The sequence below is a fragment of the Oleiagrimonas citrea genome, from assembly GCF_012395255.1.
GTDB classification, from domain to species: Bacteria; Pseudomonadota; Gammaproteobacteria; order Xanthomonadales; family Rhodanobacteraceae; genus Oleiagrimonas; species Oleiagrimonas citrea.
Genome location: NZ_JAAZQD010000001.1, coordinates 160,005 through 186,894 on the forward strand (window position 1 = coordinate 160,005; position 26,890 = coordinate 186,894).

The 26,890-nt window shown below is 64.6% G+C and carries 21 protein-coding genes and 1 tRNA gene; 8 read left to right on the forward strand and 14 right to left on the reverse strand.

The window, feature by feature from the left end; translation table 11 throughout:
• The first annotated feature begins 28 nt into the window (after positions 1–28).
• The 7 genes from HF690_RS00650 (at position 29) to pilH (ending at position 9,570) form a co-directional block, all read left to right on the forward strand.
• Positions 29–1,234: a cupin domain-containing protein gene (locus HF690_RS00650; protein ID WP_113065000.1), complete on the forward strand. Its 1,206-nt coding sequence runs from the start codon at positions 29–31 to the stop codon at positions 1,232–1,234.
• The gene (locus tag HF690_RS00655; protein ID WP_240601786.1) at positions 1,231–2,196 is read left to right on the forward strand and encodes a GNAT family N-acetyltransferase; all 966 of its coding nucleotides are present in this window, start codon (positions 1,231–1,233) and stop codon (positions 2,194–2,196) included. Before HF690_RS00650 ends, HF690_RS00655 begins: the two co-directional genes overlap by 4 nt.
• 172 nt (positions 2,197–2,368) lie before the next feature.
• Positions 2,369–5,212, forward strand: a complete 2,844-nt coding sequence (locus tag HF690_RS00660; protein WP_113065001.1) for a 2-oxoglutarate dehydrogenase E1 component — start codon at positions 2,369–2,371, stop codon at positions 5,210–5,212.
• A gap of 48 nt (positions 5,213–5,260) precedes the next feature.
• On the forward strand, positions 5,261–6,463 hold the full coding sequence (gene odhB, locus HF690_RS00665) for a dihydrolipoyllysine-residue succinyltransferase (protein ID WP_168608102.1): 1,203 nt from the start codon (positions 5,261–5,263) through the stop codon (positions 6,461–6,463).
• 73 nt (positions 6,464–6,536) lie between these two features.
• A complete protein-coding gene (gene lpdA / locus HF690_RS00670; RefSeq protein ID WP_168608103.1) occupies positions 6,537–7,964 on the forward strand; it encodes a dihydrolipoyl dehydrogenase in 1,428 nt (475 codons plus the stop codon).
• Between the two features lie 96 nt (positions 7,965–8,060).
• On the forward strand, positions 8,061–9,062 hold the full coding sequence (locus HF690_RS00675) for a YhdH/YhfP family quinone oxidoreductase (protein ID WP_168608104.1): 1,002 nt from the start codon (positions 8,061–8,063) through the stop codon (positions 9,060–9,062).
• A 142-nt stretch (positions 9,063–9,204) separates the two neighbouring features.
• Complete coding sequence (gene pilH, locus HF690_RS00680) at positions 9,205–9,570, forward strand: twitching motility response regulator PilH (protein WP_113065005.1); 366 nt, start codon at positions 9,205–9,207, stop codon at positions 9,568–9,570.
• A gap of 84 nt (positions 9,571–9,654) precedes the next feature.
• Here pilH and HF690_RS00685 read toward each other — a convergent pair whose 3' ends face one another.
• Both HF690_RS00685 and HF690_RS00690 read right to left on the reverse strand, forming a co-directional pair.
• Positions 9,655–10,557, reverse strand: a complete 903-nt coding sequence (locus HF690_RS00685; RefSeq protein WP_168608105.1) for a DnaJ C-terminal domain-containing protein — start codon at positions 10,555–10,557, stop codon at positions 9,655–9,657.
• A 106-nt stretch (positions 10,558–10,663) separates the two neighbouring features.
• A complete protein-coding gene (locus tag HF690_RS00690; RefSeq protein WP_168608106.1) occupies positions 10,664–11,116 on the reverse strand; it encodes an Hsp20/alpha crystallin family protein in 453 nt (150 codons plus the stop codon).
• 120 nt (positions 11,117–11,236) lie between these two features.
• Between HF690_RS00690 and HF690_RS00695 the strand changes: the two genes are divergently transcribed.
• Entirely contained in the window at positions 11,237–11,722 is a 486-nt protein-coding gene (locus HF690_RS00695; RefSeq protein ID WP_168608107.1) for a peroxiredoxin, read from the forward strand.
• Positions 11,723–11,780: 58 nt separating this feature from the next.
• Here the strand turns inward: HF690_RS00695 and gyrA are convergent, their stop codons facing one another.
• From gyrA to nuoN, 12 genes are all read right to left on the reverse strand, one after another.
• Entirely contained in the window at positions 11,781–14,423 is a 2,643-nt protein-coding gene (gene gyrA, locus HF690_RS00700; protein ID WP_168608108.1) for a DNA gyrase subunit A, read from the reverse strand.
• A 149-nt stretch (positions 14,424–14,572) separates the two neighbouring features.
• Positions 14,573–14,971: a GtrA family protein gene (locus HF690_RS00705; RefSeq protein ID WP_113065010.1), complete on the reverse strand. Its 399-nt coding sequence runs from the start codon at positions 14,969–14,971 to the stop codon at positions 14,573–14,575.
• Positions 14,968–15,990 carry an S-methyl-5-thioribose-1-phosphate isomerase gene (gene mtnA / locus HF690_RS00710; RefSeq protein WP_168608109.1) on the reverse strand — a complete coding sequence of 341 codons (1,023 nt, stop codon included), beginning with the start codon at positions 15,988–15,990 and terminating at the stop codon, positions 14,968–14,970. Before mtnA ends, HF690_RS00705 begins: the two co-directional genes overlap by 4 nt.
• A gap of 136 nt (positions 15,991–16,126) precedes the next feature.
• On the reverse strand, positions 16,127–18,232 hold the full coding sequence (gene pnp / locus HF690_RS00715) for a polyribonucleotide nucleotidyltransferase (protein ID WP_113065011.1): 2,106 nt from the start codon (positions 18,230–18,232) through the stop codon (positions 16,127–16,129).
• A 21-nt stretch (positions 18,233–18,253) separates the two neighbouring features.
• The gene (gene rpsO, locus HF690_RS00720) at positions 18,254–18,523 is read right to left on the reverse strand and encodes a 30S ribosomal protein S15 (protein WP_043100733.1); all 270 of its coding nucleotides are present in this window, start codon (positions 18,521–18,523) and stop codon (positions 18,254–18,256) included.
• Between the two features lie 150 nt (positions 18,524–18,673).
• A complete protein-coding gene (truB, locus tag HF690_RS00725) occupies positions 18,674–19,609 on the reverse strand; it encodes a tRNA pseudouridine(55) synthase TruB (protein ID WP_168608110.1) in 936 nt (311 codons plus the stop codon).
• A 32-nt stretch (positions 19,610–19,641) separates the two neighbouring features.
• Positions 19,642–20,001: a 30S ribosome-binding factor RbfA gene (gene rbfA / locus HF690_RS00730; RefSeq protein WP_168608111.1), complete on the reverse strand. Its 360-nt coding sequence runs from the start codon at positions 19,999–20,001 to the stop codon at positions 19,642–19,644.
• 91 nt (positions 20,002–20,092) lie between these two features.
• Complete coding sequence (gene infB, locus HF690_RS00735; RefSeq protein ID WP_113065014.1) at positions 20,093–22,921, reverse strand: translation initiation factor IF-2; 2,829 nt, start codon at positions 22,919–22,921, stop codon at positions 20,093–20,095.
• 132 nt (positions 22,922–23,053) lie between these two features.
• A complete protein-coding gene (gene nusA / locus HF690_RS00740) occupies positions 23,054–24,559 on the reverse strand; it encodes a transcription termination factor NusA (RefSeq protein ID WP_113065015.1) in 1,506 nt (501 codons plus the stop codon).
• Between the two features lie 44 nt (positions 24,560–24,603).
• Positions 24,604–25,113 carry a ribosome maturation factor RimP gene (locus HF690_RS00745; RefSeq protein WP_168608112.1) on the reverse strand — a complete coding sequence of 170 codons (510 nt, stop codon included), beginning with the start codon at positions 25,111–25,113 and terminating at the stop codon, positions 24,604–24,606.
• 158 nt (positions 25,114–25,271) lie between these two features.
• Positions 25,272–25,348, reverse strand: a tRNA-Met gene (locus HF690_RS00750).
• 93 nt (positions 25,349–25,441) lie between these two features.
• On the reverse strand, positions 25,442–26,884 hold the full coding sequence (nuoN, locus tag HF690_RS00755; protein ID WP_168608113.1) for an NADH-quinone oxidoreductase subunit NuoN: 1,443 nt from the start codon (positions 26,882–26,884) through the stop codon (positions 25,442–25,444).
• Positions 26,885–26,890: the final 6 nt, after the last annotated feature.

Consider the following 26,890-nt stretch of genomic DNA (forward strand, 5'->3'; position numbering starts at 1 on the left):
ACGACGAACCAACCGGTACAATACGCCGATGACCGCACGCACACGTTCCAGCACGCCCCTCCCGATCGAGGTCCGTGGTTCGTCCCGGCAACCGCTCGGCATGCCCGCCGCGCGTTTCCTCGAACTGTACTGGCAGAAGCATCCGCTGCTGATCCGCAACGCCTTCCCCAACTTCGAGCTGCCGCTGCAGGCCGAGGATCTGGGCGGCTTGGCCTGCGAAGAGGCCGCGCTATCGCGCATCGTCCTCCGCGACCGCGAGCAGGACACCTGGGAACTGCGTCAGGGACCGTTCGAGGAAGACGAGTTCGCCCAGCTTCCCGAGGAAGACTGGACCCTGCTGGTGCAGGACGTCGACAAGTGGGACGCCGATGTTGCACAGCTACTGAATCCGTTCCGCTTCCTGCCCTCCTGGCGCATCGACGATGTCATGGTCAGCTACGCCGAGAATGGCGGCGGCGTGGGCGCGCACGTCGACCAGTACGACGTGTTCCTGCTGCAGGGCATGGGACGCCGTCACTGGTCCATCGACAGCAATCCCGACGCGCCGCAGGATTTCCGCGACGACGTGGAACTGAAGCTGCTGCGCCAGTTCACGCCCGATCACAGCTGGGTGCTGGAACCGGGCGACATGCTGTACCTGCCGCCGGGCATCGCCCATGACGGCGTCGCCGAGGGCGCCTGCCTGACCTTCTCCATCGGCATGCGCGCACCGGCACAGTCCGAACTGCTGCTGGACCTGGTCGAGCATGTCGCCGAACAACTGCCCGAGAACGAACGCTACCGCGACCCGGATCTGCGCCCCGCGCCGACGCCGGGCGAAATCGACGAAGCCGCGCTGAACCGTCTCAGCGAGCGCCTGGGTCCGGCGGCCGAACTGCTATCCCGCGACGCGCTGGCCGAATGGTTCGGCTGCTTCATCACCCGCTACCGCAGCGCGCAGTTCGCCGCGCCACCGGCGCGTCGCCGCTCGCGCAAGCAACTGCTGAACGCACTGGCCGCCAGCGCCACCTTCGTGCGCCACCCGTGGACGCGATTCGCGTGGGTGCGTCGACGCGGCGGCGCGACGCTGTTCGCCGCCGGCAAGGCCTACCGCTGCACCCTGAGCATGGCGCGCTGGCTGTGCAGCGAACGCATTCAGTATCTCAAGGCACCGCCCGACGAAGCCGCGCAGGACGTGCTGCTGGAACTCATCAATGACGGGCATCTGGCGCTGAAGCGAGGCCGCGCCAAGTGACACTGTCCGCCGACTACCACGTCGAGCCTGCGGACTGGAAGGCTGATCGCGACGCCCTGCGCGCGATCCGTGACGTCGTATTCATCCAGGAACAGAACGTGCCCATCGAGGAAGAATGGGACGATCTGGACCCCGACTGCCAGCACGTGCTGGCCCGCGCCGCCGACGGCACGCCGATCGGCACCGGCCGCCTGACGCCACAGCGCACTATCGGCCGCATGGCGGTGCTCGCCGACTGGCGCGGTCGCAACGTCGGCGCAGCCATGCTGCAGGCCCTGATCGACCGCGCCCGCGCGCTCGGCTGGACGCGAGTGAGTCTGCATGCGCAGGTGCACGCCATCGGTTTCTACGAGCGCCACGGATTCCAGGCCGAGGGCGAACCATTCATGGAAGCCGGTATCGAGCACCGCACGATGCATCGCGACCTGGAACCGCTGGAGGCCGCCCCCGGTGAACGCGGTGCCACGGTCGAGCGCCCCGCCTATCGACTGTTGCAGACTGAAACCTGCAGCGATGTCGTTGAGTCCGTACTGCAACTTCTCGCCGACGCACGGCATGCATTCGTCGTCCACCATCGCGATCTCGCGCCCGGCGTGCTCGATCATGACGAAGTGCTGACCGCCGTGCGCAAACTGGCAACCTCCGGACGCGGCGCGGATGTGCGCATGCTGCTGGCCGACCCGGCGCAGGCGCTACGCGACGATCATCGCCTGATTCCCCTGGTCCAGCGCCTGCCCAGCACGCTGCACCTGCGCCAGCCACTCGAGGACGAGGATCGCGCCTACCCCTCGGCCTTCTTCGCCAACGACAACGGCGGCTACCTGATGCTGCCGCAGGTCGGACGCTTCGACGGACGCGGCGCGACGTTCAATCTCGGGACCAGTCATCAGCTGATCGCCTACTTCGACGAAGTCTGGCAGCGAGCGGCTCCGGCCACGGCGCTGCGCAGTCTGGAACTATGAACAAACCCGGGCATGCACACCCGTCATGTTCCGAAACCTTGTCCCAACACCGTAACGAGTGGCTATAATTAACGGGATTTTGAGTCTTGCGGACGAATAGGTCGCCCGCAACGACCCGAAACGACCCTCCGGCGTGCGCCAGCGCGCCCTTTTCGTTTTTGCCGGTGGTGACGTGAGCGCAAACCTGATCCGCGAATTCATGGAATCCTCGCAACTCGGCAGCAACGCCGACTACGTCGAGGAACTGTACGAAACCTGGCTTTCCGACCCGTCGGCGCTTCCCCAATCCTGGGCCGACTACTTCGCCAAGCTGCCCCAGAGCCAGAGCGGCGACGTGCCGCATTCGGCCATCATCGCCCGTATCGAGGCCGCGCAACGCCAGCGCGATCGCCACGGCAACGCCGGTGTGCCGATGAGCGACGAGCATGCCCGCAAACAAGCCGGCGTGCTGCGCATCATGACCGCCTACCGCTCGCGCGGGCACCTGGGCGCCGATCTCGATCCGCTGAAACTGGCCAACAAGCTGCCAGCGCCGGATCTGGGTCTGCCCTTCCACGGCTTGGCCGAATCCGACCTCGACACCGAGTTCGACACCGGCACTTACTGCGGCGGCGACGCTGGCCGCATGAAGCTGCGCGATCTGCTGGAGCGCCTGAAGAAGACCTATACGCGGTCGATCGGCGCCGAGTTCATGCACATCAGCGACCACGAGCAGCGCCGCTGGATCTACTCCCGTCTGGAGAAGGCCGCCGGCGAACCGGGCCTGAGCGATGAAGAGAAGCGCCGCGTGCTTGAGCGCCTGACCGCCGCCGACGGTCTGGAACGCTACCTGCACACCCGCTACGTCGGCCAGAAGCGCTTCTCGCTGGAAGGCGGAGACAGCCTGATCCCGATGCTCGACTCCCTAGTCCGCCGCTGCGGCGAGGATCAGGTCAACGAGCTGGTCATCGGCATGGCCCACCGCGGCCGCCTGAACATGCTGGTAAACATGCTGGGCAAGCCGCCGTCGGAATTGTTCGACGAATTCGAGGGCAAGTTCCAGCATCCAGACGACCCCGAATACAGCGGCGACGTGAAGTACCACATGGGCTTCTCGGCCGACGTGCAGACACCCAGCGGCAACGGCGTGCACCTGGCGATGGCCTTCAATCCGTCGCATCTGGAGATCGTCGACCCGGTGGTGATCGGCTCAGTGCGCGCACGCCAGACGCGCCGCGGCGAGGCCTGCCACGACAAGGTCCTGCCGCTGCTGATCCACGGCGATGCCGCCTTCGCCGGCCAGGGCGTGGTGATGGAGACCCTGCAAATGTCGCAGGCCCGCGGTTTCGCCGTCGGCGGCACCGTCCACGTGGTCATCAACAACCAGGTCGGCTTCACCATCTCCGATCCGCGCGATGCACGTTCGACCCTGTACTGCACCGACGTCGCGAAAATGGTCAACGCGCCGGTGTTCCACGTCAACGGCGACGACCCGGAAGCCGTGGTGCAGGTCGCCCAGCTGGCCTTCGAATTCCGCCGTCAGTTCAAGAAAGACGTGGTCATCGACCTGGTCTGCTACCGCCGCAACGGCCACAACGAAGCCGACGAGCCGGCCGCAACGCAGCCGCTCATGTACCAGGTCATCCGCAAGCACCCGGTGCCGCGCGCGATCTACGCCGAGCGCCTGGAAAAGGCCGGCGTCATCGACGACAAGCACGCCAAGGGGCTGGTCGACCGCTACCGCGAACTGCTGGAGAGCGGCGGCCCGGTCACCGACCTGAACACGGAACAGGGCGGCACCGCGTTCTCCTGGAGCCAGCACATCGGCGGCAAGCTGGACGAGGACCTCGACACCGGTCTGGACCGCAAGGCCATGTCCGAACTGCTCGATGTCATCCTGAAGACTCCGGAAGACTTCAAGCTGCAGTCGCGCGTCAACAAGATCTACGAGACACGTCGCGCCATGGCCGCGGGCGAGCAGCCCACCGACTGGGGCTTTGCCGAGAACCTGGCCTACGCCGGCCTCATCCAGGAAGGCTACGACCTGCGCCTGGTCGGCCAGGATTCGGGCCGCGGCACCTTCTTCCATCGTCACGCCGTGCTGCACGACCAGCAAAGCGGCAAGACCGCCCTGCCCCTGGCCGACATTGATGCCGAGCGCAACGTCGAGATCATCGACTCGTTGCTCAGTGAGGAAGCGGTGATGGCCTTCGAGTACGGCTACGCCACCGCCGACCCGAAGACGCTGGTGATCTGGGAAGCGCAGTTCGGCGACTTCGCCAACGGCGCCCAGGTGGTCATCGACCAGTTCATCAGCGCCGGCGAGTCGAAGTGGAATCGCCTGTGCGGCTTGGTGCTGTATCTCCCGCACGGCTATGAAGGCCAGGGTCCCGAGCATTCCTCGGCGCGCCTGGAGCGCTATCTGCAACTGTGCGCGCTCAACAACATGCAGGTGTGCGTGCCGACTACCCCGGCGCAGACCTTCCACATGATCCGTCGGCAGATGCTGCGCCGCGTGCGCAAGCCGTTGATCGTGATGACGCCGAAGTCGCTGCTGCGCCACAAGCTGGCCGTGTCCAGCCTGGATGAGCTGGCCTCGGGCCAGTTCCAGACTGTGATCGGTGACCAGCGCCTGAAGCAGGCCAAGAAGGCCAAGCGCGTCGTACTGTGCTCGGGCAAGGTCTACTACGACCTGTTCGAGGAAGCCGAGCAGCGCGAACTGACCGACGTCGCCGTCGTGCGCGTCGAGCAGCTGTATCCGTTCCCGCGTGAACGCGTGATCGAGGAACTGAACAAGCACGCCGGCGCCAAGGAAGTCATCTGGTGCCAGGAAGAGCCCATGAATCAGGGCGCGTGGTTCCAGATCCGTCATCATCTGCAGGCCTGCACGGACGGCAAGTACAAGCTGTCCTATGCCGGCCGCGCGCGCTCCGCCGCACCGGCCTGCGGTCACGCCAACACGCACGCCGCCGAACAGAAGGCGCTGGTCGAACAGGCGCTGGTCGACCCGATCAGCGACGGCCACACCGCCGAATAACCCGTCTCCTCCACACACGCATCACGCCATACTCAACAGGACAACCCCATGGCCATCGAAGTCAAAGTCCCGGTACTTCCCGAATCGGTTTCCGACGCCACCATCGCCGACTGGCACAAGAAGGCCGGCGACGCGGTCAGTCGCGACGAGAACCTGGTCGACCTGGAAACCGACAAGGTGGTCCTGGAAGTGCCCTCGCCCGTCGACGGCGTGCTGAAGGAGATCAAGTTCGAGTCCGGCGACACCGTCAACAGCGAGCAGGTCATCGCCCTGATCGAGGAAGGCGCGGCCGCGCCGGCGCCGTCCGGCGACGACAAGGCCGAGACCAAGTCCGAGGCACCCGCCCCGGCGCCCGCCAAGGCCGAAGCGCCGAAAGCGGCCAAGGGCAGCGAGGATCTGTCCCCGGCCGGCCGCCGCGTGGCCACCGAGGAAGGCATCGACGCCAGCAAGGTCGAAGGCACCGGTCGTGGCGGTCGCGTGACCAAGGAAGACCTGGTCAAGCACGGCAAGGGCGGCGGCGCAGCCGCTGCGGCACCGGCCACGCTGGGCGCGCGTCCGGAAGAGCGCGTGCCGATGACCCGCATCCGCAAGCGCATTGCCGAACGCCTGATGCAGTCCAAGGACTCCATCGCCATGCTGACCTCCTTCAACGAGGTCAACCTGGCCAAGGTCAAGCAGATGCGCAAGGACTTCGGCGAGCAGTTCCTGGCCGAGCACGGCGTCAAGCTCGGCTTCATGAGCTTCTTCGTCAAGGCCGTGTGCGAGGCGCTGAAGCGCCATCCGGTCATCAACGCCTCGGTCGACGAAGGCGACATCATCTATCACGGCTATCAGGACATCTCGATCGCCGTGTCCACCGACAAGGGCCTGGTCACGCCGGTGCTGCGCGACGCGCAGGACATGAGCTTCGCCGAGATCGAACAGGCCATCGGCGACTTCGCGGCCAAGGCGCGCAGCGGCAAGCTGAGTCTGGATGACCTGCAGGGCGGTACCTTCACCATCACCAATGGCGGCACCTTCGGCTCGTTGATGTCCACGCCGATCGTGAATCCGCCGCAGAGCGCGATCCTGGGCATGCACACCATCAAGGAGCGCCCGGTGGTCGAGAACGGCCAGGTCGTCGCCGCGCCGATGATGTACATCGCCATCAGCTACGACCACCGCATCATCGACGGCAAGGATGCAGTGCTGTTCCTGGTCGACATCAAGAACCAGCTGGAAAATCCGCACCGCATGCTGCTGGGACTCTGAGCCCCGCTTCTCGGGGCGCGGCCGCGCGCCGCGCCCCGAACGACCCACCCTCTTTCATTCCGCGAGCGAAGCAATGAGCGAACAGAAATTCGACGTCATCGTCATCGGCGGCGGCCCCGCCGGCTATGTGGCCGCGATCCGCGCCGGGCAGCTGGGCCTGAAGGCCGCCTGCATCGACGCCTTCGAGGGCAAGGACGGCAAGCAGGCGCTGGGCGGCACCTGCCTAAATGTCGGCTGCATCCCGTCCAAGGCGCTGCTCGATTCCTCGCGCCAGTTCGAGAACGTCACCAGCCATTTCGACGCCCACGGCATCAGCACCAAGGACGCCAAGATCGACGTCAAGACGATGGTTGGCCGCAAGGACAAGATCGTCAAGCAGTTCACTGGCGGTATCGGCATGCTGTTCAAGTCGAACAAGGTCACGTCCTTCTTCGGCACCGGCAAGCTGCTCGCGGGCAACAAGGTCGAAGTGACCGGCAAGGACGGCTCGACGCAGACGCTGGAAGCGGTCAACGTGATCCTCGCTACCGGATCGGTGCCGGTCGAGCTGCCGTTCGCCAAGTTCGACGGCAAGCTGATCGTCGACAACGCCGGCGCGCTGGACTTCGACAAGACGCCGAAGCGCCTGGGCGTGATCGGCGCCGGCGTGATCGGCCTGGAACTGGGCAGCGTGTGGCGCCGCCTCGGTGCTGAAGTCACCGTGATCGAGGCCATGCCGGATTTCCTCGCCGCCGCCGACCAGGACATCGCCAAGGTCGCCGCACGCGAGTTCAAGAAGCAGGGCCTGGACATTCACCTGGGCGCCAAGGTCAGCAAGGCCGAGGCCAAGAAAACCACGGTCGAAGTCACCTACGAGGACAAGAACGGCGAGCAGAAGCTGACTGTCGATAAGCTGCTGGTGGCCGTCGGCCGCCGCGCCTACACCGAAGGCCTGCTGGGCGACGGCACCGGCGTGAAGACCGACGAGCGTGGCCGCATCGAGGTCGACGAGCACTGCTGGACCGGCGTCGACGGCGTCTGGGCCATCGGTGACTGCGTGCGCGGCCCGATGCTGGCGCACAAGGGCTCCGAGGAAGGCGTCATGGTCGCCGAACTGATCGCCGGCAAGGCCGGTCACGTCGACTACGACACCATTCCGTGGGTCATCTACACCGAGCCGGAAGTGGCCTGGGCCGGCAAGACCGAGCAGCAGTGCAAGGACGAGGGCATCCCGTACAAGACCGGCAACTTCCCGTTCTCCGCCATCGGCCGTGCCGTGGCCATGAACGACACCGCCGGCCAGGTGAAGGTAATCGCTCACGCCGAGACCGATCGCCTGCTTGGCGTGCACATGGTCGGACCGTGCGTGTCCGAACTGATCGCCGAGGCCGTCGTGGCCATGGAGTTCAAGGGCTCCGCCGAGGACCTGGCGCGCATCGTCCACGCGCACCCGACGCTGTCCGAGGCCGTGCACGAGGCCGCGCTGTCGGTCGACAAGCGCGCGATCCACAAGGCCAACTGATCCACCCGGCCCGCGGCGCACTGCCGCGGGCCGTTTCCCCGCATGCCGTGTCCGCATCCCGCGTCGACGCCATGCCCTACACGGAGGTTCCACGCCATGCGCGACACCTTCCGCGCGTTCCGCATCCACAACGACGACGACGGCTATCGCGCCGGCGTCGAGTCCCTGCATCTGGATGACCTCTCGCCAGGCGAGGTCGTGATCCGCACCGCGTATTCGTCGGTGAACTACAAGGACGCCCTGGCCGGCACCGGCAAAGGCAAGATTCTGCGGACCTTTCCGCTGAATGGCGGCATCGACGTCGCCGGTCACGTGATCGCCTCGACCGACGCCGCGTTCAAGGAAGGCGACGCCGTACTGTGCACCGGCTGCGGCCTATCCGAAACGCGCGACGGTGGCTACAGCGAAGTCGTGCGCCTGCCCGCGCAGTGGACGATTCTCCTGCCCCCCGGACTGAGCCTGAAAGAATCCATGATTCTCGGCACGGCCGGATTCACCGCCGGTCTGGCGCTGCTGCACATGCAGGACAACCGGCAAAAGCCGGAGCTCGGTCCCATCGCCATCACCGGCGCCACCGGTGGCGTCGGCATGCTCGGCGTGGACATCTTCAGCCAGGCCGGCTACGAGGTGCACGCCATCAGCGGCAAGCGCGATCGATTCGACTTCCTGCACGAACTCGGGGCACGGGAATGCCTGGATCGCAAGGAGCTGAATTTCAGCGGCAAGCCGATGGAATCGGCCCGGTTCGGCGGTGCGTTCGACTGCGTCGGCGGCGACATGCTGGCAGGACTCCTGGCCACCACGGCGCCCTACGGCAACGTGGCCTGCTGCGGCCTGGCCGCCAGTCCGAAACTCGACACCACGGTCATGCCGTTCATCATCCGCGGCGTGAACCTGCTCGGCGTTGCCTCCGCGGGCACGGCGCGCGACCAGCGCGAACGCGTATGGCAGCACCTGGCCGACGACTGGAAACCCGCGCACCTCGACCGCATCCATACGCGCACGCTGACCATGGACGCTCTACCGGCGCTGTTCGAGGACATGCTGGCCGGTCGTTCATTCGGCCGAAGCGTGGTCCAGATCACACCCAAGGACTGATATTTCACTTCAACTTGGGCTCACAATCCATTCAATGCAAAACCCTTTTTCCGGACCATTTTTGGCTTGGCCGGAACACGCGGGGGACGTAGAATGGACCGTATTGTTTTTTTCACCACACACGCAGCATGGGGAATCCTACATGGCGCGCATTCTGATCGTTGACGACTCGCCGTCGCAGTTGCTGGGCATCAAGCGAATCGTCGAACAGCTCGGCCACGAGGCCATGACCGCCGAAGATGGCGCCGCCGGCGTCGAGGCCGCCAAGCGCGAAAAGCCGGACCTCATCCTGATGGACGTGGTCATGCCGAACCTCAACGGTTTCCAGGCCACGCGTACTATCAGCAAGGACGAGGAGACCTCGCACATTCCGATCGTGCTGGTCACCACCAAGAACCAGGACACGGACCGCGTCTGGGGCATGCGCCAGGGCGCCAAGGGCTACGTGACGAAGCCGATCAACGAAGGCGAGTTGTCCAAGACCATCCAGGAACTGCTGGCCGACTGAGTCCGCACGCTTCCCGATGGCACAAAAAAACGGAGCCAAGCGGCTCCGTTTTTTTGTGCGCGGGAATTACCCCACAACGAACCATCACCGCGGATCGTAATCCGGGAAGGCCTTGCTGAATGCCTCGTACGCGGCCTTGTTCTCGTCGCTGTCGGCCGGTGGCGCATGGATCTCCAGCGTGACCAACTGGTCGCCCGCGGTCTTGCCCGGCAAACCGCGCCCCTTCAGGCGCAGTTTGCGGCCACTCTGCGAACCCGCGGGAATCTGCAGATCGACCGTTCCACCCAGCGTCGGCACCGGAACCTTCGCGCCCAGCGCAGCTTCCCATGGCGTGATCGCCAGCGTGAACCCGACGTTCCGCCCATCGAGACGGAAGCGTGAATCGGGACGAATGCCGACCTCCAGCATCAGATCGCCGGACGGGCCACCCGCCATGCCCGGATGTCCCTGACCGCTGAGCCGGATCACCTTGCCGGATTCGATACCCGCGGGAATCTTCACTTCCAGCACGCGTTCATCGCCGGCGCCATCGTGCAGGCTGACACGCGTGCTGCCGCCCGCGTAGGCCGTATGCAGATCGATGTCGATGTGCGCCTTCACGTCGCGTCCGCGCATCGGGCGCTGCTGATGCGCCCCGGCATGACGCGCCGCGCCGCGACCGAACAGCGACTCGAAGAAATCGCTGAAATCGCCGCCGCCGAAGTCGAACTGCGCACCACCACCGCCCTGCCCCCAGCCCGGCGGGGGCTGGAACGAGTCGCCGCCTCGGTAACCGCCCGCGCGCAGTTGATCGTAGGACGCACGCTTCTGCTTGTCCTTCAGGACCTCATGGGCCTCGTTGATCGCCTTGAACTTCTCCTCGGCATCCGGCTCCTTGTTGCGATCCGGGTGGTACTTGCGCGCCAGCTTTCGGTACGCCGTGCGAATGTCGGACTCGCTGGCCGAACTATCGACGCCGAGGATGTCGTAGTAATCCTTGAACTCCATCGGGACTCCTCAAACAAAAACGGCACGGATGAACCGCGCCGCGACAAAGACCCTGCGCGCGCGAAGACGCGACGCGCAGGGCTGCGTGACACGGAACGTACGCAGTTTACTCGCCTGCGTCGATATTGATGCGACGAGGCGTGCTTTCGGGCTTCTTGGGAATGCGGATTTCCAGCACGCCGTGACGCCCCTTGGCGCTGACACCGTCGGCGTCGGCACTGTCGGGCAGCGCGAAACGGCGGTAGAACACGCCGTGCGAACGCTCCACGCGGGTGTACTTGTCGCTCTTCTCGCGACTCTCGTTGCGGCGCTCGCCGCGGATCGAGAGGATGCCCTTGTCCATGCTGATCTCGATGTCCTTCGGATCCACGCCGGGGATATCGGCGAAGATCACGAAACCGTCACTTTCCTCGCGGATATCGACGCGCGGTGTCCACTGACTCGTGACCACATCGGACTGATCGCCGGTGTCCTCGCCAAAGTAGCGCTCGAGCATCTGCTTGAAGTCCTTGTGCAGACCGCCCTGATTGTTCCAAGGATGGTAACGGGTGATACTCATGACGATGTCTCCTTGATGGGGTGCGGGACCGTACCCGCTTGTCTGGCAAGATGGGTGCCCGCGCGAGGCTTTCAAGTAGACGCCCTGCCACCGCAGCATTCCCCAAGGAGAACGAGACTCATGACCATCTGCGTCGGAGAACGCATCCCCCACGCCACCCTCACCCGCATCCGCGACGGTGTCGACGTCGTCACCAGCGAGGAAGTCTTCGACGACCGCAAGGTCGTCCTGTTCGCGGTACCCGGCGCCTTCACGCCGACCTGCTCCGAACAGCACCTTCCGGGCTACATCCAGCACATGCCGCAGTTCCGGGAACACGGCATCGAGGTCGCCTGCATGGCCGTTAACGACGCCTTCGTCATGGATGCCTGGGCACGCTCGCAGAACGTGCCGGACGACCTTGTCATGCTCGCCGACGGCAATGCCGAGCTGACCCGCGCACTGGGGCTGGAACTGGACGGCAGCGGATTCGGCATGGGCCTGCGCGCCCAGCGCTTCGCGCTCTACGCCGAGGATGCCGTGGTGAAGATCCTGCATGTGGAGGCGCCGGGCGAGTTCCGGGTCTCCAGCGCCGAAGCCATGCTGCAGGCCATCAAGGCCCGCTGACACGAAAAAGCCGGCGGGTTGCTACAACCCGCCGGCTCCGATTCCCCGCAAAGACGAACTACTCGCCCTGTGGCGCCGCCGGATCGCCTTCTGCATCGGCAGCCGGCGCGGCCGGATCGACCGTCACTTCATCCGAAGCGGTTTCACCACCGGCTTCGCCCTCGACGTCTTCGGCATCCTCTTCGACTTCCAGACGAACCACACCGACCAGATGCTCGTCCTTGGGCAGACGGATCAGCGTCACGCCCTGAGTATTGCGACCCAGCTGCGAGATCTCCGCCACGCGTGTGCGCACGAGCGTGCCCTGATTGGAGATCAGCATCAACTCATGGTCGTCGGTCACCTGCACCGCAGCCACCAACGGGCCATTGCGGTCCGAGCACTTGATGCCGAGTACGCCCTGGATGCCGCGTCCCTTGGTCGGGAAGTCCTCCAGCGGCGTGCGCTTGCCGTAGCCATGCTCGGTGGCAGTGAGGATGTCGCCCTCGCGCGCCACGATCATCGACACCACCTGCGCGCCGTCGGCCAGACGCATGCCACGCACGCCGCCAGCGGTACGGCCCATGGAACGAACCTCGCTCTCGGCAAAACGCACCGTCTTGCCGTTGGAGGCGAACAGCATCACGTCGCGGTCGCCGTTGGTCAGCTCGGCGCCGACCAGTGCGTCATCGTCGCCCAGCTTGATGGCGATCTTGCCCTTCTGCAGCTGGAAGGCGAACTCGGTCAGCGGCGTCTTCTTGACGGTGCCGTTGCGGGTCGCGAAGAACACGTAGCGACCTTCTTCGTATTCGCGCACCGGCAGCACGGCCTGGACATACTCGTCCTTGGCCAGCGGCAGCAGGTTCACGATCGGCTTGCCGCGTGCCTGGGGACCCGATTCGGGAATCTGGTAGACCTTGAGCCAGTAGACGCGACCGGTGCTGGTGAACGTCAGCAGGGTGTCGTGAGTGTTGACCACCCACAGCTGCTCGACGAAATCCTCGTCCTTCAGCGCCGATGCCGAACGCCCCTTGCCACCGCGCTTCTGCGCGCGGTAGGTGGTCGCCGGCTGGCGTTTCACGTAGCCGGTGTGCGACAGCGTGACCACCACGTCCTCGGGCGCGATCAGGTCGAGCACATTGAGATCTTCCTGCGAGTGCTGGATCTCGGTGCGGCGCGGATCGCCGTAGTCGTTCTTGATGGCTTCCAGCTCCTCGCGGATCACCGTGAGCAGCTTGTCCGGATCCTCGAGAATGGCGATCAGGCCGCGGATCACGTCCAGCAGCTGACGATACTCGTCGCTGAGCTTCTCCTGCTCCAGCCCGGTCAGGCGATGCAGACGCATAGCCAGGATTTCCTGCGCCTGTTTATCGGACAACTGGTAGCCGTCGTCCTTCAGGCCGTCGCGCGGGTCCATGTCCTCGGGACGAGAGGCTTCGGCACCTGCCGCCTGCAGCAGCGAACCGACCATGCCCGGCTCCCAGCGACGCGCCAGCATACGCTCGCGCGCCATCTGCGGCGAATCGGACGTCTTGATCAGCTCGATCATCTCGTCGATGTTGGCGAGCGCGACGGTCAAACCTTCCAGCAAGTGCGCACGCGCACGCGCCTTGCGCAGTTCGAAGATGGTGCGGCGGGTCACCACCTCGCGGCGATGGCGGATGAAGGCTTCCAGCGCCTGCTTGAGATCCAGCAGCTGCGGACGGCCGTCCAGCAGCGCGACCATGTTGATGCCGAAGGTCACCTGCAGCTGGGTCTGCTGGAACAGGTTGTTCAGCACCACGTCGGCCATGGCGTCCTTGCGCACCTCGATGACCACGCGCATGCCGTCCTTGTCGGACTCATCGCGCAGCTCGGAGATGCCCTCGATCTTCTTTTCCTTGACCAGCTCGGCGATCTTCTCGATCAGCCGCGCCTTGTTCACCTGGTACGGCAACTCGGTGACGATGATGGTCTCACGGCCGTTCGGCTCGGTCTCGACCTCGGCCTTGGCGCGCACCAGGATACGGCCGCGACCGGTGCGGTAAGCCTGCACGATGCCGGCCGCGCCGTTGATGATGCCGGCGGTCGGGAAATCCGGCCCCGGGATGTACTCCATCAGCTCGTCGATACCCAGCGTGGGCTCGTCGATCAATGCGATGGTCGCCGAGATTGTTTCGCTGAGATTGTGCGGCGGAATGTTGGTGGCCATGCCCACCGCGATACCGGCCGAGCCGTTGACCAGCAGCGCCGGCACCTTGGTCGGCAGCACCAGCGGCTCGCTTTCGGATTCGTCGTAGTTGGGTCCGAAGTCGACCGTTTCCTTGTCGATGTCCGCCAGCAGCTCATGAGTAAGCTTGGACATGCGCACTTCGGTGTAACGCATGGCTGCGGCATTATCGCCATCGACCGAACCGAAGTTGCCCTGGCCATCGACCAGCATGTAGCGCAACGAGAACGGCTGCGCCATGCGCACGATGGCGTCGTAGACCGAGGAATCGCCGTGCGGATGGTATTTACCGATAACGTCACCGACCACGCGGGCCGACTTTTTATAGGATTTGTTCCAGGCGTTGCCAAGCTCGTTCATCGCGTACAGCACGCGTCGATGCACCGGCTTGAGACCGTCGCGCGCATCGGGCAAGGCACGCCCGACGATCACGCTCATGGCGTAGTCGAGATAGCTCTGACGCATCTCGTCTTCGATGTTGACGCGAATCACTTCTTTGGCGAGTTCTGCCATTCCTGCTTCCCTGAAATCTGACCGACAAGGGCCCCGAACGCGGCTTGGAAACGCGCCTTTGCTCGCCTCGGGGAACAACCCGCCGAGTATACCACATCAGCCACTTTCTTTCCCGATAAAACCTCAATTATTTCAGTTGCTTGCAGAAACTATTCGACGCGTCGAAAGACCACCCTCCGCGCACCCGCGAAATTAGCCAGCGCGGCCACGCAAGAACCGGCCGCGACGCCGAGTGCGGGCCACGAACGCGCGGTCTGCGACAGGGCCAGCACCAGCGCGTAGGTCCCGTAGTTGATGACCGCGCCGACACCCATGACCGCCATCCATCGCAGCCACTCGCGATGCGCGTCGTCGCCGCGACGATGAGCGAAGCTGAAGTGTCGGTTCCACCACCAGGTCACGCTGGCGGCGACCAGAAACGAGGGAACTCGGGCCAGATACGGGTCCCACCCGCCCATCCGCACCAGCGTCTGCACGATGCCGGCATCGACGATGAAGCCGATGACGCCGCCGACGGCGAACAGCGAAGCTTCTCGTGCCAGCCTCACGGTGCGGGAAACATCGCGCGCATGCCTTCGGTATCCGGACGCTCGATCACGCCGCACTCGGTGACGATGGCATCGATCAACGACGCCGGCGTGACGTCGAATACCGGATTCCAGGCCGAGGCGCCATCGACCACCGTGCGCACGCCGGCAATGGCCAGCAACTCCTTGGGATCGCGCAACTCGATCTCGATGTCCTCGCCGCGTGCAGTCGCCATGTCTACTGTGGTCGACGGCGCCACCACCATGAATTTCACGCCGTGATGGCGCGCAGCGATGGCCAGTGCATAACTGCCGATCTTGTTGGCCACATCGCCGTTGGCGGCAATGCGATCCGCGCCAATGATGACCCATTGCACCTGACCGCCGCGCATCAAATGCGCCGCGGCCGAATCGGCAATCAGTTTCGCTGGAATACCGTCGCGCACCAGTTCCCACATGGTCAGACGCGCACCCTGCAGCCAGGGCCGCGTTTCGCCGGCGAAGACCCGCTCGATGCGCCCCGCCGCCACGCCGGCACGAATCACGCCTAGCGCCGTGCCGAAACCGGAGGTCGCCAGCGACCCCGTATTGCAATGCGTGAGCACACCTGAACTGCGGTCGATGAGCGCCGAGCCCAGTTTGCCCATGCGGTGATTGGCAGCCATATCCTCGTCCTGAATGGCTTGCGCCTCCCGCGTCAGCGCCTGGACATCCGCTCCCGCTTCGATGCAGGTGCCCATGCGGTCCAGCGCCCACATCAGGTTCACGGCCGTAGGGCGCGCCGCACGCAGATCCCGCAACACCGACGGCATATCCTCGCCAGCCTGCGCAGCCAGCACGACACCCCAGGCTGCGGCGATGCCGATGGCCGGGGCGCCGCGCACGACCAGGTCGGCGATGGCATCACGGACATGCTGCGCCGAACGACACTCGAGCCAGGATTCCTCGGCAGGCAGGCGGCGCTGGTCGAGCAGGCGCAGACAGTCCCCGCACCACTGCACGGCGCGGATGCTGTCATGATCGGCGATTGCGGTCATCATGAATTCCGAAAAGGACAAAGCGCGATTATCGCGCGGAGCGACACACGACGTCATGTCATCGGGCATCACCGGAAACAAAAAGCCCGGCATGCGCAAACATGCCGGGCTTTTGCGTTCTCGAAGAACCGGACGCGTTTTACGACGTGGACTTCTCGTCCTCGGTCACGGCCTTCATGGACAGGCGAATACGGCCCTGCTTGTCCACTTCCAGCACCTTGACCTTGACGATGTCGCCTTCGGAGAGCTTGTCGGAGACCTTCTCCACACGCTCCTCGGAGATCTGCGAGACATGGACCAGACCGTCCTTGCCCGGCAGGATCGTCACGAACGCGCCGAAGTCCATCAGCTTGGCGACCTTGCCCTCGTAGATGCGGCCCGGCTCGACGTCGGCCACGATCTGTTCGATGCGCTTCTTCGCGGCATCGGCGGCGGGACGGTTGACCGAGGCGATGACCACGGTGCCGTCGTCGCTGATGTCGATGGTCGCGCCGGTCTCTTCGGTGATCGAGCGGATGGTGGCGCCGCCCTTGCCGATGACCTCACGGATCTTGTCCGGATGGATCTTGATGGTCAGCAGACGCGGGGCGTACTCACTCATCTCGGCACGCGGGGTATCGAGCGCCTTGGCCATCTCGCCGAGGATGTGCAGACGACCCTGACGCGCCTGCGCCAGTGCGGTCTTCATGATCTCGTCGGTGATGCCGTCGATCTTGATGTCCATCTGCAGGGCGGAGATGCCCTCGGAGGTACCGGCGACCTTGAAGTCCATGTCGCCCAGGTGATCCTCGTCGCCGAGGATGTCGGACAGCACGACGAAATCGTCGCCTTCCTTCACCAGGCCCATGGCGATGCCCGCAACCGGCGCCTTCAGCGGCACGCCCGCGTCCATCATGGCCAGCGAGGAACCGCACACCGACGCCATGGACGAGGAGCCGTTGGACTCGGTGATCTCGGAGACCACGCGGACCACGTACGGGAACTCTTCCATGCTCGGCTTGACGGCCTGCACGCCGCGCTTGGCCAGACGGCCGTGGCCGATCTCGCGGCGCTTCGGACCCATCATGCGGCCGCACTCGCCCACCGAATACGGCGGGAAGTTGTAGTGGAACAGGAACGGATCCTTCGACTCGCCGGCCGGCGCGTCGATGATCTGCGCGTCGCGCGCGGTGCCCAGGGTGATGGCGACCAGCGCCTGGGTTTCGCCGCGAGTGAACAGCGCCGAACCGTGGGCACGCGGCAACACGCCTGCACGAACGGTGATCGGACGCACGTCGTCCAGATTGCGGCCGTCGATGCGCACCTTGGTCTTCAGCACGCTGCCGCGCATGGTCTGGTACTCGAGCTCGCCGAACTCGCCGGCCAGCGCTTCCGCGCTCCAGCCGTGGGTCTCGGCCTGCTCGGCCAGCGATTCCATGACGTCCGCCTTGATGGAGGCGATGGCGTCACGACGCTGCAGCTTGTCGTGCACCTGGAAGGCTTCGTCCAGACGGCTGCCGACGGCGTTCTTGACCGCGTCGACCAGCGCCTGATCGCGCGCCGGTGCGTCCCAGTCCCAGGACGGCTTGCCGGCCTCGGTGGCCAGCTCGGCGATCGCGTGGATCGCGGCCTGCATCTGCTTGTGACCGAACATCACCGCACCCAGCATCACTTCCTCGCTGAGCAGGTTGGCCTCGGACTCCACCATCAACACCGCATTGGCGGTACCGGCGACGACCAGGTCCAATTCGGAATCGGCCAGCTCGGACACGCTGGGGTTCAGCACGTACTCGCCATTGGTATAGCCGACACGAGCGGCGGCGATCGGGCCCTTGAAGGGCGCGCCGGACAGCGACAGCGCCGCGGAGGCACCGATCATGGCCGGGATGTCGCCGTCGATTTCCGGGTCCATGGAGACCACGGTGGCGACGATCTGCACTTCATTCTTGAAGCCGTCCGGGAACAGCGGGCGGATCGGGCGGTCGATCAGACGCGAGGTCAGCGTCTCTTTCTCAGTCAGACGACCTTCGCGCTTGAAGAAGCCACCCGGGATGCGACCCGCGGAGTAGAACTTCTCCATGTAATCGACGGTCAGCGGGAAGAAGCTCTGCCCTTCGCGCTGGGTCTTGGCGGCGACCGCCGCGACCAGCACCTCGGTGCCGCCCATCTTGACCAGAACCGCACCGGATGCCTGACGGGCGATTTCGCCCGTCTCCAGTGTGACTTCATGCTTACCGTACTGGAATGACTTGGTTACTTTCGCCACTTTATTCTCCTTGACCTGGGATCAACGGCGCAGGCCGAGGCGTTCGATCAGGCTCTGATAACGCGCCGTGTCGCGCTGCTTGAGGTAGCCGAGCAGGCGCTTGCGCTGATTGACCAGCTTCAGCAGGCCGCGGCGGGAGTGATGATCCTGCTTGTGCGACTTGAAGTGCTCGGTCAGGTGGCTGATTCGCGCCGACAGCAGGGCCACCTGGACCTCCGGCGAACCGGTGTCCTTCGCGTCGTGGCCGTACTCGGCAATGATCTTGCTGGTCTGTTCCGCAGTGAGCGACATGAACGTGTTCCTCAGAAAAAGCATGCGCGAGGCTTGCGAAGCACCACCGAAACGATGCGGCTGCGCAAACCCCGCGTGGTTGTTAAAAGCTACGGGTCAAGCGCCTATTGTAATGTCCAGACGGTTGCTGCAACAAGGCTTTAACACGGCTTATTCAGCAATTTGGGGCAAATTGAAGCCGCGCTTCACCTGCAAAGCGCCATTCTGCCCCATCTCCGCCAGTGCGAGGAGCCGCCCATCGGCGGCGTAGGCACGGTACAGACCGGGACCGACGGAGGCGAGGTGCACGGCCTGACCATGCCCCATTGCCGTGCCTTGCGATGCATCCAGATCCAGTCTGGGAAGGTGCTCGAGCCCTGCATCCAGAGGCAGCAGACAGGCATCCAGCGCCTGCTGGCCCTGTTCGGCCTTCTCGCGCAGGGCATCCAGTGTCCACATCTGCGGCTGGCGGAACGGATCGACCCAGGTCCGCCGCAGCCCGCACAGATACGCGCCACAACCGATCCGCTCGCCCAGATCGCGGGCCAAACTGCGAATGTAAGTGCCCGATCCGCATTCCACATACAACCGCAGACGATCGTCTTCCCGATGCAGCAGGTCGATCCGATGGATCTCCACCTCGCGAGCATCCAGTTCCACCGCCTCGCCGCGACGCGCACGCACGTACATCGGCACGCCATCGCGCTTCAGGGCCGAATAGGCCGGCGGCACCTGCGCGATGCGGCCGACGAAGGCATCCAGATGCTCGCGAAGCGCCACATCGTCCAGCGACGGCACCGCGTGCCGGGCGATGATCTCGCCTTCGCCATCGTCCGTATTGGTAGCCACACCGAGCTGGCATTCCGCCTCGTAGGCCTTGCGTGAACCGAGCAGCAAACCGGCGACCTTGGTCGCCTCGCCCAGGCAGATCGGCAGGAGTCCGGTCGCCAGCGGATCGAGGCTGCCGGTATGACCGGCTTTGGCCGCACCGAAAATGCCTCGCACCACCTGCAGCGCCTTGTTGGAACTCAGGCCCAGTGGCTTGTCCAGCAGCACGATGCCGTGGACGGCGCGTCGGGGACGGCGGCGGGTGTGGTTGACAGGCATGAAAAACGAAAAAGGCAGTACCCGGACGTCGCTTACAGGCGACCCTGGTCCTTTTCCTGCTGCAGCAGGGATTCGATGCGTTCGCCCTGCTCGACCGACTTGTCGTACTTGAAGCGCAGCTCGGGCACACGACGAATACGAAGCGTGCGCGACAGCTCGCGACGGAACTCGCCGGCCAACTCGTTGAGCGCCTTGACGGCCTCCGCGGCCCGCTCCGGCTGCAACACCGTCACCCAGACGGTGGCCACGTCCAGATCCTTGGTCGCTTCGACGTCGGACACGCTCGCCGACGGCAGACCGTGATCGCGCGCCGCCGCATGGACGAGCACACCGACCTCACGGCGCAACATCGCCGAGATACGGTCACTGCGTTTGAAATCGCGGGAAGGCATGACGAAGATCCGGAACAGGGGGGAAGGATCGGAAATACTGGCTCCGGTACGGCGAGGCGCATGAAAGCGCCCCGCCCCGGATACCGTGAACTTACAACGTGCGCGCGACTTCGATGCGCTCGAAGCACTCGATCTGGTCGCCCGGCTTGACGTCGTTGTACTGCTTGACGCCGATACCGCACTCGGTGCCGGACTTCACTTCCTCGACGTTCTCCTTGAAGCGTCGCAAGGATTCCAGCTCACCCTCGAAGATCACGGTGTTGTCACGCAGCACGCGGATCGGCTTGCTGCGCTTGACCGTGCCCTCGGACACCATGCAGCCGGCCACGGCGCCGAACTTCGAGCTGCGGAACACGTCGCGCACCTCGGCAGTGCCGATGATCTCCTCGCGGATCTCGTTGCCCAGCAGGCCGGTAGCCGCCTGGGTCACCTGGTCGATCACGTCATAGATGATCGAGAAGTAACGCACGTCCAGACCGGCCGTGTCGATCACCTTGCGCGCCGAGGCGTCGGCACGCACGTTGAAGCCGATCACCAGCGCCTTGGAGGCCGCGGCCAGCGTGGCGTCGGACTCGGTGATGCCGCCGACACCGGAGGACACCACGTTGACCTTCACCAGCTCGTTGCCGATCTGCGTCAGCGACTCGCGCAGCGCCTCGGCGGAACCCTGCACATCGGCCTTGATGAGGATGTTCAGCTGCTGCTGCTCCTCGCTCTGGCCCATCTGCGCCATGATGTCCTCGAGACGGTTGGACTTGCTGACCAGGCGCGTCTCGCGACGGCGCTGTTCGCGTTCCTGCGCGACTTCCTTGGCCAGGCGTTCGTCGGCCACGACCACGAAATCGTCACCCGCCTCCGGCACGCCGGAAAGGCCCAGCACCTGCACCGGAATGGACGGACCGGCTTCGGCGACCGACTTGCCGTTCTCGTCGATCAGGGCGCGCATGCGACCGTACTCGACGCCGCAGACGGCGTAGTCGCTCTTCTTCAGCGTGCCGCGCTGCACCAGCATCGTCGCCATCGGGCCGCGACCGCGATCCAGGCGCGATTCGATGACCACACCGGAGGCCGGACCGTCATGCACCGCGGTCAGCTCCATCAGCTCGGCCTGCAGAGAGATCGAGTCGAGCAGATCATCGATGCCCTGGCCGGTCTTGGCCGACACGGGCACGAATTGCACGTCACCGCCCCAGTCTTCCGGCACGACCTCTTCGGCGACCAGCCCCTGCTTGACGTTGTCGGGATTGGCGTCGGACTTGTCGATCTTGTTGACTGCGACGATCAGCGGCACATTCGCTGCGCGAGCATGCTTGATGGCCTCGACCGTCTGCGGCTTGACGCCGTCATCGGCCGCGACCACCAGCACCACGATATCCGTGGACTGGGCTCCGCGGGCGCGCATCGATGTGAACGCGGCATGGCCCGGGGTATCCAGGAACGTGATGACACCCTTGTCGGTGGTCACGTGGTAGGCACCGATGTGCTGCGTGATGCCGCCCGCCTCGCCCGTGGCGACCTTGGCGCGGCGGATGTAGTCCAGCAGCGAAGTCTTGCCGTGATCGACATGGCCCATGATGGTGACCACCGGCGGACGCGGCAGCTTCTCGCCCTGTTCCTCGCTCGTGGCCGCATGCTCCAGCAGCGCGGCCTCGGCGCCCTTGTCCTCTTCCTGCACGGGCTTGTGACCCAGTTCTTCGACCACCAGCACCGCGGTGTCGTGGTCGATGACCTGATTGATGGTGGCCATCATGCCCATGTTGAAGAGGGCCTTGACGACCTCCGAGCCTTTCACGGCCATCTTCTGCGCCAGTTCGCTGACGACATTGGCTTCGCCAACAGCCACTTCACGCACGACCGGCGCGGTCGGCTTGGAGAAGCCGTGCGGGCCGCTGCCACCGGCGGATGGACGCTCACTGCCGCGGCCACGACGACGACCACTGCTGCGGCGCGCACGATCGGCGTCGGACAGATGCAGCTTGCCGCTGCCGAATTTCTTGCCGCCCTTGCCGCCCTTTCCGCCCGTGGTGCGCTCTTCGCGCTCGTCCTTGGCCTTCTTCTCGGGAGCCGCCGCCTTCGCCGTCGGCTTGGGACGACCCATGGCCTCTTCGCGCGAGACTTCGCGCACGCGCTCGCGGCGCTTGGGCTGATCGTGCACGCGCGGCATGACCGGCATGGACCATGCGTCCTTCTTTTCCTTCGAAGCTTCGCTGTCCTTCGTATCCTTGACGGACACGGATTCAGACTCGGCTTCGACGGTCGTCTCCGACGTATCGACCGGTTCCTCGATGGTTTCGGGAACGCTGGAAGATTCGGCCTCAGCTTTGGCCTGCGCTTCGGCTTCAGCCTGGGCCTTCGCCTGCTCGTTTGCTTCGGCCTCGGCCTGAGCGGCAGCCGCCGCCTCTTCGGCCTGACGACGCGCGTCCTCTTCCTGCTGAAGCTTGCGCTCGGCTTCCTCGCGGCGCTGCTTCTGCTGCTCGGCGCGCTCCGTCTCTTCGCGCTGGCGCTGCTCCTGCGATTCCTGCAGCTTGCGCGCGGCCTCTTCGCGCTCGACATCGGCCGAGGCGTCTTCACTGATGGCGCTGCGCTTCACATAGGTGCGCTTGGAGCGCACCTCGACATTGACCGTCTTGGCACCGCCACGGGCACCCGCGCGTCCGCTGCCGGAGGCAACCTTGAGTTCGCTGACCTTGCGTCGACGCAGAGTCACCTGCTTCGGTCCGGCCGAAGCCGCTTCGCTTTCACCGCTTCCACCCTTGCCATGCTTGCGGCGCAGGAAGCCGTGCAGCTTCATTTTTTCGGTATTGCTGATGACCTGATCGGGGTCGGAGAACTCCATGCCCGCTTCGCCAAGCTGCGCGAGCAGCTTGTCCACAGGCAGGTCCAGGACCTTGGCCAATTGCTTGATGGTGACGTCCGACATCGTTCTCTTACTCCGCCTTTCCCGCGATCTTCTTGTGTGTCGCCGTGTTGCCCGACACAGCCGTTCCGTCCCTGGCGGGAAGCATCTCAGCTTCCCCAGATGCACGCCGTCCGGGCATGCATCCGTGCTCGATCAGCCTTCCTGCTCCAGACGTGCAATCATCGGCGCACGTGCGGCCATGATCAACGCTGCAGCGCGTTCCTCGTCCATGCCGTCCATGTCGATGAGATCATCGACCGCCTGGTCGGCCAGGTCATCCGCCGTGGTCACGCCGCGCTCGGCAAGAGCATAGGCCGTAGCCTCGTCCATGCCTTCCAGCGACAGCAGGTCTTCGGCGGGGGTGTGTTCTTCCAGGCCTTCCTCGACCGCCAGCGCCGCCGTCAACAGCGCGTCGCGGGCACGGGCGCGCAGTTCCTCGACGATGTCCTCGTCGAAGCCTTCCACGGCCAGCAGCTCGCCGGTCGGCACGTAGGCCACTTCCTCGATACTGGAGAAACCTTCCTGCACCAGGATATTGGCGATTTCCTCATCGACCTCGAGCTTGTCCATGAACAGCTGGCGCGATGCCTCCTGTTCGGCCTCGCTCTTCTCCTGCACCTGGTCCTGCGTCATCACGTTGAGCTGCCAGCCAGTCAGCTTGCTGGCCAGACGCACGTTCTGGCCGCCGCGACCGATGGCCTGGGACAGTTTGTCCTCCGCCACCGCGATGTCCATGGAGTGCTTGTCTTCATCCATGATGATCGACTGCACCTCGGCCGGCGCCATCGCGTTGATGACGAACTGCGCCTGATTCTCGTGCCACAGGATGATGTCCACGCGCTCGCCGTTGAGCTCGTTGGTCACCGCCTGCACGCGCGAACCACGCATGCCGATGCAGGCGCCGATGGGATCGGTACGCGCGTCATGCGCGAGCACCGCGATCTTGGCGCGGTCGCCAGCGTCACGGGCGCAGCCCATGATCTCGACCAGGCCCTGGCCCACTTCCGGCACCTCGAGCTTGAACAGCTCGATCATGAATTCCGGCGCGGTGCGCGACACGAACAGCTGCGGCCCGCGGATTTCCGAGCGCACTTCGTACAAGTAACCGCGCAAGCGGTCGCCGACGCGCACCGGTTCGCGCGGAATCGACTTGTCGCGCGGAATGAAGGCCTCGGCGTTGCCGCCCAGATCCAGGTAGATGTTGCCGCGCTCGACACGCTTGACGATGCCGGTGATGAGTTCGCCGACGCGATCCTCATAAGCCTCGACCACCAGGGCACGCTCGGCCTCGCGCACACGCTGCACGATGACCTGCTTGGCAGCCTGGGCAGCGATGCGCCCGAACTCGGCGTTCTCGATCTGTTCCTCGATGTACTCGCCGATCTCGGCATCGGCGCGCTCGTCCACGGCGTCCATCATGCGGATCTGGCGATACGGCGATTCCATCTCGATGTCGTCGGCCACGATCTCCCAACGACGGAAGGTCTCGTAGTCACCCGTTTCACGGTCGATCTCGACGCGGATGTCCGCATCCTCGTCCGGATAGCGCTTCTTGGCCGCCGAGGCCAGTGCCGCTTCCATCGCCTGGAAAATGATGTCGCGCGACACGCCCTTTTCATTGGCTACCGCGTCCACCACCAGCAACAGTTCTTTGCTCATTGCCGCCACTCCGCGAACGCCATCGTGGCGTCCGTATCAAAAAATCAGTGTTTCTTGCCCTTGCCGCCCGACTTCGGTGCGGGCGCATAGCCCAACGCCTGCCAGTCGGGTACCAACCGCGCACTCTCCACGTCGGCATGCGCGAACTCGAAGGGACCGACGCCATCGACTTCGACCACGATGCGTTCCGGCGCGGCCTCGACGATCCGGCCGCGCAGACGACGACGATTGTTGATCGGCGCCTTCAGCACCACCTTGACTTCGTCACCGACGAGCTGCGCGAAATGATCCGCCGTGAACAACGGCCGATCGATGCCCGGCGAGGACACCTCCAGCACATAATGCCCGGGAATCGGATCTTCGACATCCAGCGTCGCGGACAATTCGCGACTGGCCGACTCGCAATCGTCAATGCCGACCTCGCGGTCTTCGGCATCAATGTAGACGCGCAGCGTGCCCTGCCCACCCGAGGGGATCCACTCCACTCCGAGGCAGGTCAGTTCGAGATCGGCAATGATCTCGTCAAAGCGTTGGGCAAGGGCCTGCGTGTCCAAATCGATCGCGACTCCATAATTCAAAAACAAAAAATGGGCATGACGCCCATTTCCATAGCGTTGCCGTTGGCTCCGACACCGGCGTCGCGCATCCATGCGCTCGGGGCCATGGCCCCTAACAAAAAAGCCTCACGAGGAGGCTTTTTTGCCGAAAGTTCTGGTAGCGGGGGTAGGATTCGAACCTACGACCTTCGGGTTATGAGCCCGACGAGCTGCCAGACTGCTCCACCCCGCACCGGAGAAGGGAAACTATAGCGGCGCAGCGTTCACTTGGCAATACCAATCTACACGAAAAAAGGTTTTTTTCTGCAAATCGGACATGCCAGCTTCAGCCTGCGAACGCCTGCTGGCACCACGAGAACAACGGACCCCAGTACAAGCCCAGCGCCAGCAGCGCGAGCGCGTTCAGCGAGAGCATCCAGCGCATCGGCATATCGTTCTGCGGCTTGATCTCGACGCCTTCGACCGGCTTGTCGAAGTACATCACCTTGACCACGCGCAGGTAGTAGTACAGACCCACGATGGCGGCGACGATGGCAACGATGGCCAGCCACATCATGCCGGCGTCGATGGCTGCCTTCAGGATCAGCAGCTTGGCGAAGAAGCCGAACAGCGGCGGCACGCCGGCCAGCGAGAACATCGCCAGCATCATCAGGAAGGCCATCCAGCGCGAACGCTCGTTGAGCCCCTTGAAGTCATCGATCTCCTCGCACTCGAAGCCCGCGCGCGACATCGCCAGGATCACGCCGAACGCGACCGTCGACATCAGCGCGTAGCTGATCGCGTAGAACATCGCCGCGGCGTAGCCGGACGGTGAGGCATTGACCAGACCCAGCAGCAGATAGCCCATGTGCGCGATGGTCGAATAGGCGAGCAGACGCTTGATGTTGGTCTGCACGATGGCGACCAGATTACCGATCACCAGCGAGAGTACGGCCAGCACCGCCAGCATCAACTGCCACTGATGCAGCAGGTCGCCCGGACCGAACGCGCTCAGCAGACGGTAGGCCATACCAAAGGCGGCCAGCTTGGAAGCGGAGGCGACGAAGGTCACTGTCGCCGTCGGCGCGCCCTGGTAGACGTCCGGCAGCCACATGTGGAACGGCGCCGCGCCCAGCTTGAAGGCGATGCCCACGATCATGAAGATCAGACCGAAGCGCAGCAGATTCGGCATGTCCGTCTGCATCGCCGCAGCGTGCAGATGCGCCAGATCCAGCGTGCCCGTGGCGCCGTAGATCATCGACATGCCGTACAGCAGCGAACCGGAGGCCAGCGCGCCCAGCACGAAGTATTTGATCGCCGCTTCCGAAGACAGGCGCGAATCGCGATTGAACGCTACCAGCGCATACGAGGACAGCGTCAGCAGCTCCAGCCCCAGGTACACGGTGATCAGGCTGCCGGCGGAAACCAGCAGCATCACGCCCAGCACCGCGAACAGCGTCAGCACGTAGAACTCGCCGTGCCACAGCTTGCGGTCCTTGAGGTACGGGCGCGAGAACACGAACACCAGCAGCACCGAAATCAGCGCGAACAGGCTGAGAATCTCGCTGACGCGATCGCGGATGAACATCCCTCCGAAAGCGCTCAACGCGTGCGGCGGCTGACCGGTGACCACCAGAAACCCGGTGATCGCGGTGATCGCAATGGCCAACCAGTGGGTCGCGTTGCGCTGTTCCTCGCGGATGAACGCGTCCATCAGCAGCAGCACGCACACCGCCGCGACCAGGTAGATCTCCGGCAGGAGGATGAGTATGTCGTTCCAGCTCAGCATGCGGCA

Excerpts from the sequence above, each read along its gene's own strand:
- HF690_RS00650 (WP_113065000.1), top strand. The coding sequence starts at position 29 with ATGACCGCACGCACACGTTCCAGCACGCCCCTCCCGATCGAGGTCCGT.
- HF690_RS00685 (WP_168608105.1), bottom strand. The coding sequence starts at position 10,557 with ATGGAGTTCAAGGATTACTACGACATCCTCGGCGTCGATAGTTCGGCC.
- gyrA (WP_168608108.1), bottom strand. The coding sequence starts at position 14,423 with ATGGCAGAACTCGCCAAAGAAGTGATTCGCGTCAACATCGAAGACGAG.
- HF690_RS00690 (WP_168608106.1), bottom strand. The coding sequence starts at position 11,116 with ATGAGTATCACCCGTTACCATCCTTGGAACAATCAGGGCGGTCTGCAC.
- HF690_RS00675 (WP_168608104.1), top strand. The coding sequence starts at position 8,061 with ATGCGCGACACCTTCCGCGCGTTCCGCATCCACAACGACGACGACGGC.
- nuoN (WP_168608113.1), bottom strand. The coding sequence starts at position 26,884 with ATGCTGAGCTGGAACGACATACTCATCCTCCTGCCGGAGATCTACCTG.
- lpdA (WP_168608103.1), top strand. The coding sequence starts at position 6,537 with ATGAGCGAACAGAAATTCGACGTCATCGTCATCGGCGGCGGCCCCGCC.
- HF690_RS00695 (WP_168608107.1), top strand. The coding sequence starts at position 11,237 with ATGACCATCTGCGTCGGAGAACGCATCCCCCACGCCACCCTCACCCGC.
- rpsO (WP_043100733.1), bottom strand. The coding sequence starts at position 18,523 with ATGTCGCTCACTGCGGAACAGACCAGCAAGATCATTGCCGAGTACGGC.
- mtnA (WP_168608109.1), bottom strand. The coding sequence starts at position 15,990 with ATGATGACCGCAATCGCCGATCATGACAGCATCCGCGCCGTGCAGTGG.
- odhB (WP_168608102.1), top strand. The coding sequence starts at position 5,261 with ATGGCCATCGAAGTCAAAGTCCCGGTACTTCCCGAATCGGTTTCCGAC.
- rbfA (WP_168608111.1), bottom strand. The coding sequence starts at position 20,001 with ATGCCTTCCCGCGATTTCAAACGCAGTGACCGTATCTCGGCGATGTTG.
- truB (WP_168608110.1), bottom strand. The coding sequence starts at position 19,609 with ATGCCTGTCAACCACACCCGCCGCCGTCCCCGACGCGCCGTCCACGGC.
- infB (WP_113065014.1), bottom strand. The coding sequence starts at position 22,921 with ATGTCGGACGTCACCATCAAGCAATTGGCCAAGGTCCTGGACCTGCCT.
- nusA (WP_113065015.1), bottom strand. The coding sequence starts at position 24,559 with ATGAGCAAAGAACTGTTGCTGGTGGTGGACGCGGTAGCCAATGAAAAG.
- pilH (WP_113065005.1), top strand. The coding sequence starts at position 9,205 with ATGGCGCGCATTCTGATCGTTGACGACTCGCCGTCGCAGTTGCTGGGC.